The sequence below is a fragment of the Aeromonas sp. 602200 genome, from assembly GCF_049173895.1.
Lineage (GTDB): Bacteria > Pseudomonadota > Gammaproteobacteria > Enterobacterales > Aeromonadaceae > Aeromonas > Aeromonas veronii_A.
This window is the reverse complement of the sequence record NZ_JAAKSL010000009.1, coordinates 45,827-60,635: the sequence shown is the minus strand read 5'-3', so window position 1 is coordinate 60,635 and position 14,809 is coordinate 45,827. Positions and strand designations below refer to the sequence as shown.

Sequence of the window (14,809 nt, the reverse complement as noted above, 5' to 3'; positions counted from 1 at the left end):
TACCATAAAATATACTGCCAGTCGAATTGAGCGCCTCTATCCATTCAACTAGACTGGCAAATCCCATTCAAGAAAATGACAACTATAATGATTGATAAATTATTTTTCGTTGCGTTGCGCACAGGAAAAGCAACCAACATAAGATACATGAATCATCGAAAGCCACTGGGTAAACTTTGGCTAAAATATATTACACGATAATAAATATCCATTGCCTCCATTGATCTTTGAGGAGTTCAAATTTGTCGGTTTATTTCTGGCACAATATCGTTATTGTGCCAATCGCTCTCTGCATTCTGGTTTTCTGGCTCGACACCGCCAACCTCGGTCTCTGCGCAGCCTTTCTGACCACAGGATCTTTTGCCTTGCAAGTTATACAAATCATAAAGACCCAAGAAACCAAGGCCATCTCAACCAATATGTATCTGGCCTTCAGCTGTGGCGTACTTCTATGGTTGATCTACGGCCTGCGCACTAACGACATGCCCATCACCATAGCAAACAGCATTACTCTCGCTCTGGCCTGCGCCGTCCTGATGCTCAAGCTGCGTAACGAAAGGAACTGATGAGCATTCATACAACCTGGGGCTGGCACTCGGGGATCACGACGGCTTCTGTCTTGAGGCGCAACAACTGCCGGACAGCCCCAATCGGCCCGAGCTGGGCAACCCCTGGCTGCTACCGGGCGGGCGTTATCACCACCAGACCCGCTACCGTTTTATCCGCGACTGACTTAAAGGTTTCATGATTTTTACATAGCCTCAGCAGTCACTATCGAGCAAGATAAGCCGCCCCGAGACCCTCCCGGGGCGTTTTACATCAACGAAGTTAAGGATTGTTTGTTCGATGACTGACACTTATAGCCTGCTGGTCGCCTTTATTCTGGGCGTCGTCGAGGGGCTGACCGAGTTCCTCCCCGTCTCCTCCACCGGCCACATGATTATCGTCGGCCATCTGCTGGGCTTTGAAGGGCCCAAGGCTGCCACTTTCGAAGTGGTGATCCAGCTTGGCTCCATCCTCGCCGTGGTCGCCGTCTTCTGGCGTCGCCTGTTTGGCCTGATTGGCATCCACTTTGGCCAGAAGCCGTCCCGGGATCACGCCACCCTGTCGCTGATCCACGTCATCCTCGGCATGATGCCCGCCATCGTGGTCGGTCTGGCCATCCACAGCTGGATCAAGGCCAACCTGTTTGGTCCGCAAACCGTCATGTACGCGCTGGTCGCGGGGGGCATCCTGCTGATCATCGCCGAGAAGTTCCGCCCTGCAGTCACAGCCGAAACCCTGGATGACATCAGCTACAAGCAGGCGTTCGGCATCGGCCTGTTCCAGTGTCTGGCCCTGTGGCCCGGCTTCTCCCGCTCCGGTGCCACCATCAGTGGTGGCATGCTGATGGGGATCAGCCGTCACGCCGCCGCCGAGTTCTCTTTCATCATGGCAGTGCCCATGATGGTGGCGGCCAGCGGGCTGGATCTCTACAAGAGCCGCGATTTCCTCTCGATGGCCGACTTCCCGATGTTTGCTGTGGGCTTTATCACCGCCTTCGTGGTGGCGATGTTTGCGATCAAGACCTTCCTGACATTGATCCGCCGCATCGACTTTATCCCGTTCGCCATCTACCGCTTTATCGTGGCATTCGCCGTCTATCTGGTGTTTGTCGCCTGACCGGCAGCCTGCAATGAAATGACAAAGGGACCAACTTGGTCCCTTTTTCTATGGCGTCATAATGCTTAGTAGAGGTGCTGGCTGATGCCGTTCAGCAGCCGCGACAGCCCCTTGGTGAACTGCACCGGCGCATCCTGCACCGTGTAGCAGAGGCAACCGTCCGGCGTATGCGGGCTGTGGGAGTGGCTGGCATCGCGCCAGATGAAATCTCCCGCCTTGTAAAGGGTATCGCCATCCTGAATATTGCCAGCCAGCAGCAGGGTCAGCTCATAGCCCTGATGGGTGTGCTCGGGGATGCGACCGCCCGCTTCGATATGGAGCAGGCTGGCGCGAGCCCCCATCTCGTCCAGCGGCAGACTCTGCTGACGAATGGCCCCGATATGGCGCCACTTGGGCGAACGGTAGCGGGCCAACACCCGCGGCAAACGGTAGGCGTGACCGGCCACCTCCAGCTCGCCGGGCTGGGCTCGGGGCTGGTCATGTGTTGGCTCGGAGAGGGGCTCTGCCAGCGGCTGCGCCAGAATATCCGCCAGCATGGCGTCGAATCCGGCGTCCAGTCCCACGTCATCGCGGGAGTCCACCTCGGGCTCTGTTGGCGAGGCAAGATATTGCTGCGCCAGCTCCTCTTCGAATGTCTTCAGTCGGGCAGCACAATCGGGGCAGAGTTCACAGTGAGCGGAGAGCCCCACCGCCAGCGGCAGAGGGAGCTCGTCGGCGGCGAAGGCGCGCAGCATAGGGTCGGTCGGATGGGCTTTAATCATGGCCTTGCTCCACTTGCTCTTTCAATTTCTGTAACGCCAGTCTGAGGCGGGACTTGATGGTGCCGAGCGGCACGCCGAGTCGCTCCGCCAGCTCCTGCTGGGAGAACTCCTGCAGATAGATGCCACGCACCACCTGCTGTTGCGGCTCCGGCAGGGTGCCCAGATAGTGGGCCATCTGACGGGTCAGCACCGCATCCTCACCCCCGCTCAGATGCTCCTCTTCGGCCTGAAACTCCAGCACGGGCCACAGCTCCTCGGCGCAGAGATCCTCCTTGCTGGCGCGACGACGGCGCAGCATGTCGAAGCACTGGTTGCGCATCACGGTGTAAATCCAGGTGGTCGGCGCTCCCTTGTCAGGGTGGTAGAGGCGCGCCTTTTGCCACACCAGCAGCATGGTCTCCTGCACCAGCTCCATGGCGTTGGCTTCGCTGCCGAGGTGGCGCAGGCCATAGCTGCGAATGCGCGGCGCAAAGTGTTGGAACAGGCGGGCAAAAGCAGCCTTGTCGGCCTGCTCAGCCACCCTGATCAGCAGAGATTTGAGGTCGCCATCCGGGTTATCCATCACGGGCGAGGTCCTGCGTATGGTCGAGTGTGGTTGGCCAGTATATGCCATTGCGCCATCCCTTTGGTGTGCTGTCGAACATGCTGTGGTGATGACTGGTACGGCGCTGCGGCGCTGGCGGATCAGCGGGTCAGAAAAAATCAGTGGCTGGCCACCAGCACCCCCTTGAGCAGGGCGATGGCGGGCTGATTGTCGGCGGCAGCCAGCAGCAGTTGCTTCTGCTCGGGGGGGATCGGCAACACCTCCAGCCAGCGCTGGGCCACCCAGTTGCCATCGTCCCAGCAGGGGGCAGGATAGAGGGCGGCATAGTCGGGATAATCGGCAAACACCTCCCGCAGCGCATCAACCAGTGGCAGTTGATCGGGATGGAGCCGGCGGGGCGGCCAGGCCGTCAGCGGCGTCACCTCGCCGATACGCAGGCCATCCTGCTCCTGCCACAGATCCTCTATCTGCACCCGCTCCACCCCCTGCACCGTGATCCCCAGCATGCCGTCCGGCAGCCGGTCGAAATCGATGATGGTGACCCGGGTGGCGATGGGCAGCATGTTGCGCAGGGCGTCGGGCTGGCGAGGGTCCACCATGCAGAGGGCAAAGCCGGACTCCCCCGCCTCGGCGATCATCCGCTGGTATCTCGGTTCGAAGATCCGCAGCGGCATGACACCGCCTGGCAGCAGGTGGGCAGATAGGGGAAACAGCGCCAGTCGCATCGCAAACTCCTCGGTTGGGAACCTCTGTTGATACGCCGGGCCAGAGGGAGGAGATCATTCCCGTCAGCGGAAAGGAAAAACCCTTAACAATCAGGGGAAAATAGCCTGGACAAGCCGCTTCGATATGCAGTAGAAATGGATAAGCACCGTAATTTCCGCCCAATATTCTGGAATATGGCGCCAAACGCAGTGAAATATCCGCCCGACAGCGAGCGGCGGGTCATCCCTATAGTTTTCTCGAGCCGATGCGGGTAAAATTCACGCCCTTATATATCAGTCATTTTTCGACGCGCAACCTTGGTGGTCAGTTATGAAAGAGCATATTCATCATCTACTTGAACAAACGGTAGCCAATCTCAAGTCAGCAGGCGTCCTGCCGGCGGACCTGGAAGCCCGCGTGCAAGTAGACCGATGCAAGGAAAAAGCTCACGGCGACCTGGCTACCAACCTGGCCATGCTGCTGGCCAAGCCGGCCCGCAAGAATCCCCGTGAGCTGGCGTCTGCCATCATCGAGCACCTGCCTGCCTCCGACCTGATCGCCAAGGTCGAGATCGCCGGTCCCGGCTTCATCAACTTCTTCTTCGACCAGCGCTGGCTGGCCGGTCAGGTCGAGGCCATGGTGACCTCTGCCAACGCCAACGTACGGTTGCCCGCGCCACAAACCGTGGTGGTGGACTACTCCGCCCCCAACGTGGCCAAAGAGATGGCGGTGCACCACATCCGCTCCACCGTACTCGGTGACGTGGCTGCGCGCGCGCTGGAATTCCTCGGCCACAAAGTGATCCGTGCCAACCACATCGGCGACTGGGGCACCCAGTTCGGCATGCTGATCGCCTATCTGGAGAAAATGTCCAACGAGCACGCCAGCGACATGGCGCTCAAGGATCTGGAAGCCTTCTACACCCAGGCCAAGCGTTGCTACGACGAAGACGAAGCCTTCGCCGAGCGTGCCCGTAACTACGTGGTCAAGCTGCAGGGTGGCGATGAGTACTGCCGTACCATGTGGAAGAAGCTGGTCGACATGACCATGGAACAGAACCAGATCAACTACGACCGCCTGAATGTCTCCCTGACCAACAAGGACATCATGGGCGAGTCCATGTACAACGACATGCTGCCGGAGATCGTTGCCGACCTGAAAGCCAAGGGGCTGGCGGTCGAGAGCGAAGGCGCCACCGTTGTCTTCCTGGACGAGTTCAAGAACAAGGATGGCGAGGCCATGGGCGTCATCATCCAGAAGAGCGATGGCGGTTTCCTCTACACCACCACCGACATCGCCTGTGCCAAATACCGTTATGAAACCCTGGGCGCCGACCGTGTCATGTACTTCATCGACTCCCGTCAGCACCAGCACCTGATGCAGGCCTGGACCATCACCCGCAAGGCGGGTTATGTGCCGGAATCCGTGCCGCTCGAGCACCACGCCTTCGGCATGATGCTGGGCAAGGATGGTCGTCCCTACAAGACCCGCTCCGGTGGTACCGTCAAGCTGGTTGATCTGCTGAACGAAGCGGAAGAGCGCGCCGCTGCGCTGCTGGAGAGCCGCAACAGCGACCTCTCTGCCGAAGAGAAAGCCCAGGTGGTCAACGCCATCGCCATGGGCGCGGTCAAGTATGCGGATCTCTCCAAGAACCGCACTACCGACTACATCTTCGACTGGGATCTGATGCTGTCGTTTGAAGGCAACACCGCCCCTTACCTGCAGTATGCCTACACCCGTATCCAGTCCATCTTCCGCAAGGCTGGCGTCGATGCAGCTACCCTGACCGGCAATGTGACCCTGAACGAGGAAGCAGAAGAGGTGCTGGCCCAGAAGCTGATCCAGTTCTCCGACGCTGTCAACGGCGTGGCCGACAAAGGCATGCCGCACCTGCTCTGTACCTACCTGTACGAGTTGTCCGGCAACTTCATGACCTTCTATGAAGCCTGCCCGATCAACAAGGATGGCGTGGACGAAGCAACCCGTCAGAGCCGTCTGCTGCTGTGCGCCGCCACCGCAAAGGTGCTGAAACTGGGCCTCGGCGTACTGGGCATCCATACCCTGGAGCGCATGTAATAGATGGCAACCCGGGATTATGTCGGCAGCCGCCCGCGACGTCGGGCGGGTGGTCGAAACAGCAAGAAAGCGGCCCCTCGCCGCTTTCCTGTTATTCCAGTGCTGCTGGTCGTGGCACTGCTGGCAGGCTTTGGTGGCTTCCTTTACATGATCAATGGCAAGGGCAGCGACACCCCCACCATCGAAGAGCAGGTAAAGGCCAACAAGCCAAAACCACAGAACAACGGGTTGCCACAGGAGAAGTGGAGCTACATCGAACGGCTTGAGAACAAGCAGGTCGATGTTATCGAGCCACCGCCCCAGCCGGGTGTGCTGCCGCCACCACCGGCAGATACCATGACCCTGCAACCGGAAAAGCTGCCGCAACCGGTACCGACCGACATTCCCCAACCGGGGACGCCCATCGGCCAGTCCAAACCCTATCAGACCAATCCGGCGACAACGCCTGACAACGGTGCGCCCGTTGCCAGCGCTCGGGAACAGGTGATCGATCGCCAGGCCGAACGGGAACGGATGGAGCGGGAGATCCGTGCCGAGCTGGAGCGGGAGCGGGCCGAAGCAGCCAAGGCCAAAGCGGCTACCCCACCAGCCCAGACCGCAGCCGCCGACAGCAGTCGCTATATGATGCAGTGCGCGGCTCTGCGCTCGCAGGATTCCGCAGAGTCGCTCAAGGCACGTATCGCCTTCACCGCCGGTCTCTCTTCCAGCCTGCAGGTGGTCAACACGGCCAACGGCACCGTCTACAAGGTGATGGTGGGCCCCTTCAACGGCAAGGCGGCCGCCGACGCGGCCAACGGCAAGCTGCAGAGCTCCGGCATCAGCGGCTGCATTCCCAAGAAAGGGTAATCCGATTACCGATGACGCAGGGCCGGGTGGCAACACCCGGCCCTATTCTTTTGATGTCACTCGCACCCACCCTGATTGCTACCCCGTTTATCCCGACCAAAGGCAGGGTTGAAAAGCCCGTTTGCCATCCCCATCTTTCTTGCCATGCACAGTCAGGCCGTTATTCGGCTCAAGCGAGGTAAGTAAAGTGACTACCATAGTTTCAGTTCGCCGCAACGGTCAGGTCGTCATCGGTGGCGATGGCCAGGTCTCTCTTGGCAACACCGTCATGAAGGGCAACGCCCGCAAGGTTCATCGTCTCTATAACGGCAAGGTGCTGGCAGGTTTTGCTGGCGGTACTGCCGACGCCTTCACCCTGCTCGAGCGTTTCGAAGCAAAACTGCAGGCCCATCAGGGTAATCTGGAGCGCGCCGCCGTGGCGCTGGCCAAAGATTGGCGCACCGATCGCGCCCTGCGCCGCCTTGAAGCGCTGCTGGCCGTGGCCGACGAACACAAATCCTTCATCATCACCGGCAACGGTGACGTGGTCCAGCCGGAGCACGATCTCATCGCCATCGGCAGCGGCGGCAACTTCGCCCAGTCCGCCGCCATCGCCCTGCTGGAAAACACCGAGCTAGATGCCAGGACCATTGTCGAGAAGTCCCTCAAGATTGCGGGCGACATCTGCGTCTTCACCAACGGCAACCACACCATCGAAGTGCTGGACTACGCCGCCAAATAAGGCCACCAGCCAAACCCAATTTCCCAAGGGGTGGGCACTGCCCGCCCCGGATACAGGAACACCATCATGTCCGAGATGACCCCGAGAGAAATCGTCCACGAGCTGGATCGTCACATCATTGGTCAGGCCGATGCCAAGCGCGCCGTTGCCGTTGCCCTGCGCAACCGCTGGCGCCGGATGCAGCTCAACGAAGAGATGCGCCATGAAGTGACCCCGAAAAACATCCTGATGATCGGCCCGACCGGTGTCGGCAAGACCGAGATCGCCCGTCGTCTGGCCAAGCTGGCCAACGCCCCCTTCATCAAGGTGGAAGCGACCAAGTTCACCGAAGTGGGCTATGTCGGCAAGGAAGTGGACAGCATCATCCGCGATCTGACCGATGCCGCCATCAAGCTGGTGCGCGAAACCGAGATGGAGAAGATGAAATACCGCGCCGAGGAAGCCGCCGAAGAGCGCATTCTCGACGCCCTGCTGCCCAACCCGCGCAACACCTGGGGTGAGGAAGAGAAAGCCGACAACTCCAACACCCGCCAGATCTTCCGCAAGAAACTGCGGGAAGGTCAGCTGGATGACAAGGAGATCGAGCTGGAGCTCTCCGCCTCCCCGATGGGCGTCGAAATCATGACCCCGCCGGGCATGGAAGAGATGGCCAACCAGCTGCAGGGGCTGTTCCAGAATCTGGGCCAGAACCAGAAGAAGAAGCGCAAGATCAAGGTCAAAGAGGCGATGAAGGCGCTGATCGAAGAGGAAGCGGCCCGTCTGGTCAATCCGGAAGAGCTGAAGCAGAAAGCGATCGCCGCGGTCGAGAACAACGGCATCGTCTTCCTCGACGAGATCGACAAGATCTGCAAGCGCGGCGAGAGCTCGGGCCCCGATGTCTCCCGTGAAGGGGTACAGCGCGACCTGCTGCCGCTGGTTGAAGGTTGCACCGTCAACACCAAGCACGGCATGGTCAAGACCGACCACATCCTGTTTGTCGCCTCCGGCGCCTTCCAGATCGCCAAGCCGTCTGACCTCATCCCCGAGCTGCAGGGCCGTCTGCCGATCCGGGTCGAGCTGACCGCGCTGACCACAGATGACTTCGAGCGTATCCTGACCGAGCCGAACGCCTCCCTGACCGATCAGTACAAGGCGCTGATGGCCACCGAAGGGGTCAATATCGAGTTCACCAAGGATGGCATCCGCCGTCTGGCCGAAGCGGCCTGGCAGGTCAACGAGCGTACCGAGAACATAGGTGCCCGTCGCCTGCACACCGTGATGGAGCGCCTGATGGAAGATATCTCCTACGACGCCTCCGAGAAGTCCGGCGAGACCTTCGTCATCAACACCGACTACGTCAACGCCCACCTCGGCAAGCTGATTGAAGACGAGGATCTGAGCCGCTTTATTCTGTAAACGCCCCTCCCGATAAAACGCCTCCCTTCACGGAGGCGTTTTTATTTCTCCACCACCTCCGTCATCTGCCCGGATTCTGGCCCACACCTGCGGCAACCCGTTCAATCCCAAGCCGTTTCCAAACCTCTCCTTGCCAACGCCCGCCGTTTTTTCATCCCCGCTGAAATCTGCTCAAAAAAAGATCTTTCCTATTCTCGGTGGCTGATTTATACATACGTATAAATCAGATCAAAATCTGTGCAGCAGGAACCTGAAAGATGAATCCAACCCGGCAGAAACTGCTCGATACCGGCCTCGCCATCGCCACCGAGAAGGGGCTGCGCGGCCTGACGGTGCGCGAGCTGGCGGCGGCTGCCGAGGTGAACCTCGGCTCCTTCGTCTACCACTTCGGCAACCGCGACGCCTTTATCGACGAGCTGGTCGAGCTCTGGTATGCCCCCCTCTATGACGAACTCAAGGCGGTGGCAGCCAAAGGCTCCTACCCCTCTGCCATCGCCATGTTCGAGGCCACCATGGAGGCACTGATCGGGCTGGTGGCGCGCCAGCGCGGCTTTATCAACCACCTGTTTAGCGATGCGCTGGCAGGTGAAGGGGCGGCTCAGCGCTTTCTGCTCAGTCTGCCGCGCCGTCATCCCCTGCTGCTGATCGAGCAGGTACGGATGGCACAGGCGGAAGGGTCGCTGGTCGCGGGTCACCCGCTCCAGCTGATGATCTTCATCATGGGGTCGGTCGGCCTGCCGCTGGTGATCGCAGGCAGCGGTCGTCAGCTCGGCTGGCTGCCTGAACAGGCGGCACCCTTTCTCAGCCAGATAGACAACCCCGAGGCCGCCAGACAGCGGCTGGTATGGGCCCTGCGCGGCCTGCGCTCCACCGACATGAAAGAAGGAGAAGCAGCATGAAACAACGCATTGCAATCGTGGCCCTGTTGCTAACCGTTATCGGTGGCTACCTCTGGTGGCAGGGGCGCCCGGCTGACGGCTCCATCCTCTACGGCAACGTCGATATTCGCGACGTCAATCTGGCCTTTCGGGTCGGCGGCCGCGTCGATCAGGTGCTGGTCGATGAGGGGGATAGGGTAAAAGCCGGTCAACTGCTGGCCCGCCTCGATCCGGTTCCCCTCACCCACAGCCGCGACAGCGCCCGCGCCAATCTGGCTGCGCTCACTGCCGCCAACGCCTTGATCCACAAAGGCTATCGCAGCGAAGAGACCGATCGCGCCCGGGCCGCACTGGCCGCCGCCGAAGCCGCTGCACTGGAAGCCGACCAGCAGTGGCGCCGCCAGAGCGCATTGGCGGCCACCGGCGCCATCTCCCGCGGTCAGCTCGATACCGCCCGCTCCCAGCGGGATCAGACCCAGGCGCAGGTACGCTCGGCACGCGAACAGCTCGCCCAGCTCGAAACCGGCTACCGCCCGGAGGAAATCGCCCAGTCCGATGCCCAGCTGGAAGGGGCCAAAGCGGCGCTCGCCAGTGCCGAACTGGCGCTGGCAGATGCCAGCCTGACCGCCCCCAGCGACGGCATCATCATCAGCCGCGCTGTCGAGAACGGCAGCATGGTGCAGAGCGGAGCGACCGCCTTCAACCTCTCCCTGACTGCGCCAGTCTGGGTGCGCGCCTATGTGGAGGAGCCTTGGCTCGGCCACTTCCCGAGCGGCGCCAAAGTGACCCTCACCACCGACTCGCGGCCGGATCAGCCCTATCACGGGGTGGTGGGATTTGTCTCGCCCACCGCCGAGTTCACCCCGAAATCGGTGGAGACGCCGGACCTGCGCACTCACCTCGTCTACCGGCTGCGCATCGTGGTGCAGGATCCCGACCCGGCCCTGCGCCAAGGGATGCCGGTCACCGTCAGGCTGGCGCCATGAACAGCGCCATCTCCCTTGAGGGGCTCACCAAACGCTTTGGCGAGCGGGTCGCCCTCAACGCCATCTCGGCCACCATTCCGACCGGTGGCATCACCGGGCTGGTCGGCCCCGACGGCGCGGGCAAGAGCACTTTGCTGCGCCTGCTGGCCGGTCTGCTGATCCCGGAAGCAGGCACCATCCGGGTGCTGGGGCTGGACCCGGTGAGCGAGGGGGATCTGCTGCGTCAGCGCCTCGGCTACATGCCCCAGCAGTTCGGCCTCTACGAGGATCTCAGCGTGCTGGAGAACCTCACCCTCTACGCTGACTTGCGCGGCGTACTGGAGCCCGAACGCACGCCCACCTTCGCGCGGCTGCTCGCCTTCACCGATCTTGCCCGCTTCACCGCACGGCCGGCAGGCAAGCTCTCTGGCGGGATGAAGCAGAAACTCGGGCTGGCTTGCGCCCTGCTCGGCACCCCGGATGTGCTGCTGCTCGACGAACCCGGGGTCGGGGTAGATCCCATCTCCCGCCGCGCCCTCTGGCAGATGGTGCGCGAGCTGGCCAAGGGGGGAATGACGGTGCTCTGGAGTACCGCCTATCTCGACGAGGCGGAGCTGTGCGACCACGTGCTGCTGATGGCGGATGGCGAGGTGCGCACCAGCGGCACGCCGGCCGATCTGATGGGGGCCATGGCCAGCCGCTGCTGGCTGCTGGAGGCGGGGCAACTGGATGGCCGCGAGCGGCGCGCCCTGCTGCGCCGGGCACTGGCTCACCCGGCGGTGATGGATGGCGCGGTGGCGGGGGAGCGGGTTCGCCTGCTGCTGCACCCGGGCATGACGCCCCCGCCGCTCCCGGAGCTGCAGCTGGCCAACGGCGCCTTTCAACCGGCCCAGCCGCGGCTGGAGGATGCCTTTATCGACCTGCTCGGCGGCGGCCCCGGCGGGGAGTCGAGTCTGGCAGCGGGGATGCGGGAGGCCGAACTGCCGCAGGGGGTCTCCCCCGAGGCGGTGATCGAGGCGCGCCACCTCACCAAGCGCTTTGGCGATTTTGCCGCCACCGATGATGTCAGCTTTGCGGTGCGCCGCGGCGAGATCTTCGGCCTGCTCGGCCCCAACGGGGCGGGCAAGTCCACCACCTTCAAGATGGAGTGCGGCCTGCTGCGCCCGAGCGAGGGGCAGGCGCTGGTGACCGGCATCGATCTGGCCCACAGCCCCTCGGCGGCACGCCAGCGCCTCGGCTACATGGCACAGAAGTTCTCCCTCTACAAGCAGCTCACCGTGGCGCAGAACCTCTCCTTCTTCGCCGGTATCTACGGCCTGTTCGGCCGCCACCAGCAGACGCGGATCGACGCCATGGTGACTGCCTTTGCCCTCGCCCCCTGGCTCGATCAGAAGGCGGAATCCCTGCCGCTCGGCCTGCGCCAGCGCTTATCGCTGGCCTGCGCCCTGCTGCACGAGCCGCCGCTGCTGTTCCTCGACGAGCCCACCTCCGGGGTCGATCCGGTGACCCGGCGCGAGTTCTGGTCGCACATCAACGCGCTGGCCGACCACGGCGTCACCGTGCTGGTCACCACCCATTTTATGGACGAGGCGGAGTATTGCGACCGCATCGCCCTCATCTATCGCGGCAAGCTGCTGGCGCTAGGCACCCCGGACGATCTCAAAGGGCTGGCCGCCAAAGAGGCGGCGACCTCTTTGCCAACCGGCTCCTTGCCGACCTGTTCTTTGCCAACAATGGAAGAGGCCTTTATCACCCTGGTCGAGCGGGCCAGCGAGGAGGACGCATGAGCATCAACCGTCGGCGACTGCTGGCCCTCTGCCGCAAGGAGACGCTGCAAATCGTCCGTGACCCGAGCAGCATCCTCATCGCCTTCATCATGCCGGTGGTGCTACTGGTGGTGATGGGTTACGCCATCAATCTGGATGTGGACCATCTGCGCCTCGGCATCTGGCGTACCGATAGCGGCGCCCCAGCGGTGCGGCTGGAGCAGGCCCTGCGCGGCTCTACCGCACTGGAGATCCACAGCGGCCCGAGCAAGGAGTCCCTGCTCGCCAGTCTGGCCCGTGGCGAGATCCGCGGCCTGCTGGTGATCGACGACGGTTTCTCCCGCGCGCTGGCCGGTCAGGGCAATGGCACGCCGCAGGCGCTGCTGCTCACCGACGGCTCCGAGCCCAACACCGCCAACTTCGTCACCAACTATGTGCAGGGGATCTGGCAGGGGTGGCTCGCTGGCGAGGGGGTCGCCATGCCGGTGTCGATAGAGAGCCGCGCCTGGTTCAATCCGGCGCTGGTGAGCCGCAACTTTCTGGTACCGGGCTCCATTGCGGTGGTGATGACCATCATAGGCGCCCTGCTCACCTCGCTGGTGGTGGCGCGGGAGTGGGAGCGCGGCACCATGGAGGCGCTGCTCGCCACCCCGGTCACCAAGGGGGAGCTGCTGCTCTCCAAACTGTTACCCTACTATGGCCTCGGCATCATCGCCATGCTGCTCTGCCTGCTCTTCTCGGTGGCGGTAATGGGCGTGCCATGGCGCGGCTCCCTGCTGCTGCTCTTTCTGGTCACCAGCGTCTTTCTCGGCAGCGCGCTCGGACTCGGGCTGTTCCTCTCCACCGTGATGCGCAGCCAGTTCAATGCCGCGCAGGCAGCGCTGATCGCCGCCTTTCTGCCCGCGGTGATGCTGTCGGGCTTCGTGTTCGAGATCGCCAGCATGCCGCCTTGGCTTCGGGCCATCACCCACCTCATTCCGGCCCGTTACTTCGCAAGCTCGCTGCAGACCCTCTATCAGGCGGGCAGCGTCTTCTCGATCCTGCTGGTCAACGGTTTCTGTCTGCTGCTGCTGGCCGGTTTCTGGCTGGCCCTGACCGCCCGCAAGACGCGGCGCACTCTGGAGTAACCCATGCTGATCCGACTCTGGTGGCTGATCCGAAAAGAGCTGCAGGCCCTGATGGGCAATACTCAGGGGCGCTTTCTGCTCATCATGCCGGTGCTGCTGCAGACCGCCCTCTTCCCGTTCGCCGCCACTCTGGAGGTGACCGGCAACACGCTGGCCATCTACAACCAGGATGGCGGTGCCCAGAGCCGCGAGCTGCTCGAGCGCCTCACCCATATGCCCGCCTTCACCACCATCATCCCGGTGCAAGGCGAGGAGGGCATGACCGAGGCCATCACCGGGCAGCAGGCGCTGCTCGGGCTGATTATTCCGGGGGATTTTTCGCGCCGGCTGGCGCGCGGCGAACCGGCCAAGGTGCAGCTGATTATCGATGGGCGCCGCTCCAACGGCGGTCAGGTGGCGGCGGGCTACATCAGTCAGGTGATCGCCCGCTGGCAAAGTGAGGGCAAGGGGCAACCCGAGCTGGCGGTACGCAACCTCTACAACCCCAACGTCGAGTTCCACTGGCATATCCTGCCGGCGCTGGTGGCCATCATCACCACCACCGGTTGCCTGATTGTCACCGCCCTCTCGGTCGCGCGGGAGCAGGAGGAGGGCACCTTCGATCAGCTGCTGGTCTCGCCCCTCACCGCAGGCTGGATCATGGCGGGCAAGGCGGTGCCCGGCATCATGGTGGCGGTGGGGCAAGGGTGCATAGTCGCGCTGGCCGCACGTTTTGTCTTTCACCTCCCCTTTGCCGGCAGCCTCAGCCTGCTGATGGCGGGCATGGTCTGCTACGGGCTGGCACTGGCCGGGATCGGGCTCTTCATCTCGTCGTTCTGCTCGACCCAGCAGCAGGCCTTTCTCGGGGTCTTCTCCTTCACCGTCCCGGCGGTGATCCTCTCGGGCTACATCTCACCGGTGGAGAACATGTCGGAGGTGTTCCAGTGGCTGGCGGCCATCGACCCCCTTACCCACTTCATCGTGCTGCTCAAGGGGGTCTTTTTGAAGGGGTTCGACTGGTCGGCCGCCTGGCCCCTGCTCTGGCCGCTGCTCGCCATCGCCGGCGTCACACTGTCGCTGGCGCTCGCCATGTTCCGCCGCCATATCGCCTGACGTGCAGCCTTGCTCGGCTGATGCCGGTCTCGCCCAGTGCGAGATCGGCTTTTTCCGACAGAAGTTTTCACTCCCCGGCTTTTGCTAAAGCGCTCTTGCTCTCCACCATCCCTCACTCCAAGCCAGCGCAGAAATCATCAACTGGTATACCTATTTTTGTATATCTTTGAATTTTATCGAATTACCCCTGATGAGATATATAAATAGACACTTGATTTGCATCAATTGCCCGCCCCGACTGACTGGGTAGCCTAGCCCCAGAATGATGTTT

At 62.1% G+C, this 14,809-nt stretch carries 14 protein-coding genes and 1 pseudogene; 12 read left to right on the top strand and 3 right to left on the bottom strand.

Going from position 1 to position 14,809, the window contains the following annotated elements; genetic code table 11:
- Positions 1-242 precede the first annotated feature (242 nt).
- The 3 genes and pseudogenes from G5221_RS12240 (at position 243) to bacA (ending at position 1,662) form a co-directional block, all read left to right on the top strand.
- A complete protein-coding gene (locus G5221_RS12240; RefSeq protein WP_254203327.1) occupies positions 243-566 on the top strand; it encodes a SemiSWEET transporter in 324 nt (107 codons plus the stop codon).
- Between the two features lie 34 nt (positions 567-600).
- Positions 601-732, top strand: a pseudogene (locus G5221_RS12235) (galactose-1-epimerase); the annotation flags it as partial.
- 114 nt (positions 733-846) lie between these two features.
- A complete protein-coding gene (gene bacA, locus G5221_RS12230; protein WP_021230740.1) occupies positions 847-1,662 on the top strand; it encodes an undecaprenyl-diphosphate phosphatase in 816 nt (271 codons plus the stop codon).
- Between the two features lie 65 nt (positions 1,663-1,727).
- Here the strand turns inward: bacA and G5221_RS12225 are convergent, their stop codons facing one another.
- From G5221_RS12225 to G5221_RS12215, 3 genes are all read right to left on the bottom strand, one after another.
- The gene (locus G5221_RS12225) at positions 1,728-2,423 is read right to left on the bottom strand and encodes a ChrR family anti-sigma-E factor (RefSeq protein WP_040069719.1); all 696 of its coding nucleotides are present in this window, start codon (positions 2,421-2,423) and stop codon (positions 1,728-1,730) included.
- Complete coding sequence (locus tag G5221_RS12220; RefSeq protein WP_005342561.1) at positions 2,416-2,985, bottom strand: sigma-70 family RNA polymerase sigma factor; 570 nt, start codon at positions 2,983-2,985, stop codon at positions 2,416-2,418. Before G5221_RS12220 ends, G5221_RS12225 begins: the two co-directional genes overlap by 8 nt.
- A 140-nt stretch (positions 2,986-3,125) precedes the next feature.
- A complete protein-coding gene (locus G5221_RS12215) occupies positions 3,126-3,692 on the bottom strand; it encodes an LON peptidase substrate-binding domain-containing protein (RefSeq protein ID WP_040069721.1) in 567 nt (188 codons plus the stop codon).
- 310 nt (positions 3,693-4,002) lie between these two features.
- On the opposite strand from G5221_RS12215, the gene argS reads away from it, so the two are divergent.
- The 9 genes from argS to G5221_RS12170 all read left to right on the top strand — a co-directional run bounded on the left by argS (position 4,003) and on the right by G5221_RS12170 (position 14,538).
- On the top strand, positions 4,003-5,748 hold the full coding sequence (gene argS / locus G5221_RS12210) for an arginine--tRNA ligase (RefSeq protein ID WP_421258802.1): 1,746 nt from the start codon (positions 4,003-4,005) through the stop codon (positions 5,746-5,748).
- 3 nt (positions 5,749-5,751) lie between these two features.
- Complete coding sequence (locus tag G5221_RS12205) at positions 5,752-6,594, top strand: SPOR domain-containing protein (RefSeq protein ID WP_421263315.1); 843 nt, start codon at positions 5,752-5,754, stop codon at positions 6,592-6,594.
- Positions 6,595-6,781: 187 nt separating this feature from the next.
- The gene (hslV, locus tag G5221_RS12200) at positions 6,782-7,315 is read left to right on the top strand and encodes an ATP-dependent protease subunit HslV (RefSeq protein WP_005342555.1); all 534 of its coding nucleotides are present in this window, start codon (positions 6,782-6,784) and stop codon (positions 7,313-7,315) included.
- Positions 7,316-7,381: 66 nt separating this feature from the next.
- The gene (hslU, locus tag G5221_RS12195; RefSeq protein ID WP_124928187.1) at positions 7,382-8,710 is read left to right on the top strand and encodes an HslU--HslV peptidase ATPase subunit; all 1,329 of its coding nucleotides are present in this window, start codon (positions 7,382-7,384) and stop codon (positions 8,708-8,710) included.
- 257 nt (positions 8,711-8,967) lie between these two features.
- Positions 8,968-9,609: a TetR/AcrR family transcriptional regulator gene (locus tag G5221_RS12190; RefSeq protein ID WP_421263314.1), complete on the top strand. Its 642-nt coding sequence runs from the start codon at positions 8,968-8,970 to the stop codon at positions 9,607-9,609.
- Positions 9,606-10,574, top strand: coding sequence for a secretion protein HlyD (gene hlyD, locus G5221_RS12185; protein WP_216949952.1), 969 nt, complete (start codon positions 9,606-9,608; stop codon positions 10,572-10,574). The genes G5221_RS12190 and hlyD overlap by 4 nt, the downstream gene beginning before the upstream one ends.
- Complete coding sequence (locus G5221_RS12180) at positions 10,571-12,340, top strand: ATP-binding cassette domain-containing protein (RefSeq protein ID WP_421263313.1); 1,770 nt, start codon at positions 10,571-10,573, stop codon at positions 12,338-12,340. Before hlyD ends, G5221_RS12180 begins: the two co-directional genes overlap by 4 nt.
- Positions 12,337-13,446, top strand: coding sequence for an ABC transporter permease (locus G5221_RS12175; protein ID WP_213320503.1), 1,110 nt, complete (start codon positions 12,337-12,339; stop codon positions 13,444-13,446). Before G5221_RS12180 ends, G5221_RS12175 begins: the two co-directional genes overlap by 4 nt.
- A gap of 3 nt (positions 13,447-13,449) precedes the next feature.
- On the top strand, positions 13,450-14,538 hold the full coding sequence (locus tag G5221_RS12170; protein WP_421263312.1) for an ABC transporter permease: 1,089 nt from the start codon (positions 13,450-13,452) through the stop codon (positions 14,536-14,538).
- Positions 14,539-14,809 lie beyond the last annotated feature (271 nt).

Bases quoted from the DNA above. Each gene is read 5' to 3' on its own strand.
- hlyD (WP_216949952.1), top strand. From the start codon at position 9,606: ATGAAACAACGCATTGCAATCGTGGCCCTGTTGCTAACCGTTATCGGT.
- G5221_RS12205 (WP_421263315.1), top strand. From the start codon at position 5,752: ATGGCAACCCGGGATTATGTCGGCAGCCGCCCGCGACGTCGGGCGGGT.
- G5221_RS12180 (WP_421263313.1), top strand. From the start codon at position 10,571: ATGAACAGCGCCATCTCCCTTGAGGGGCTCACCAAACGCTTTGGCGAG.
- G5221_RS12170 (WP_421263312.1), top strand. From the start codon at position 13,450: ATGCTGATCCGACTCTGGTGGCTGATCCGAAAAGAGCTGCAGGCCCTG.
- G5221_RS12175 (WP_213320503.1), top strand. From the start codon at position 12,337: ATGAGCATCAACCGTCGGCGACTGCTGGCCCTCTGCCGCAAGGAGACG.
- G5221_RS12215 (WP_040069721.1), bottom strand. From the start codon at position 3,692: ATGCGACTGGCGCTGTTTCCCCTATCTGCCCACCTGCTGCCAGGCGGT.
- argS (WP_421258802.1), top strand. From the start codon at position 4,003: ATGAAAGAGCATATTCATCATCTACTTGAACAAACGGTAGCCAATCTC.
- bacA (WP_021230740.1), top strand. From the start codon at position 847: ATGACTGACACTTATAGCCTGCTGGTCGCCTTTATTCTGGGCGTCGTC.
- G5221_RS12225 (WP_040069719.1), bottom strand. From the start codon at position 2,423: ATGATTAAAGCCCATCCGACCGACCCTATGCTGCGCGCCTTCGCCGCC.
- G5221_RS12220 (WP_005342561.1), bottom strand. From the start codon at position 2,985: ATGGATAACCCGGATGGCGACCTCAAATCTCTGCTGATCAGGGTGGCT.
- hslU (WP_124928187.1), top strand. From the start codon at position 7,382: ATGTCCGAGATGACCCCGAGAGAAATCGTCCACGAGCTGGATCGTCAC.
- G5221_RS12190 (WP_421263314.1), top strand. From the start codon at position 8,968: ATGAATCCAACCCGGCAGAAACTGCTCGATACCGGCCTCGCCATCGCC.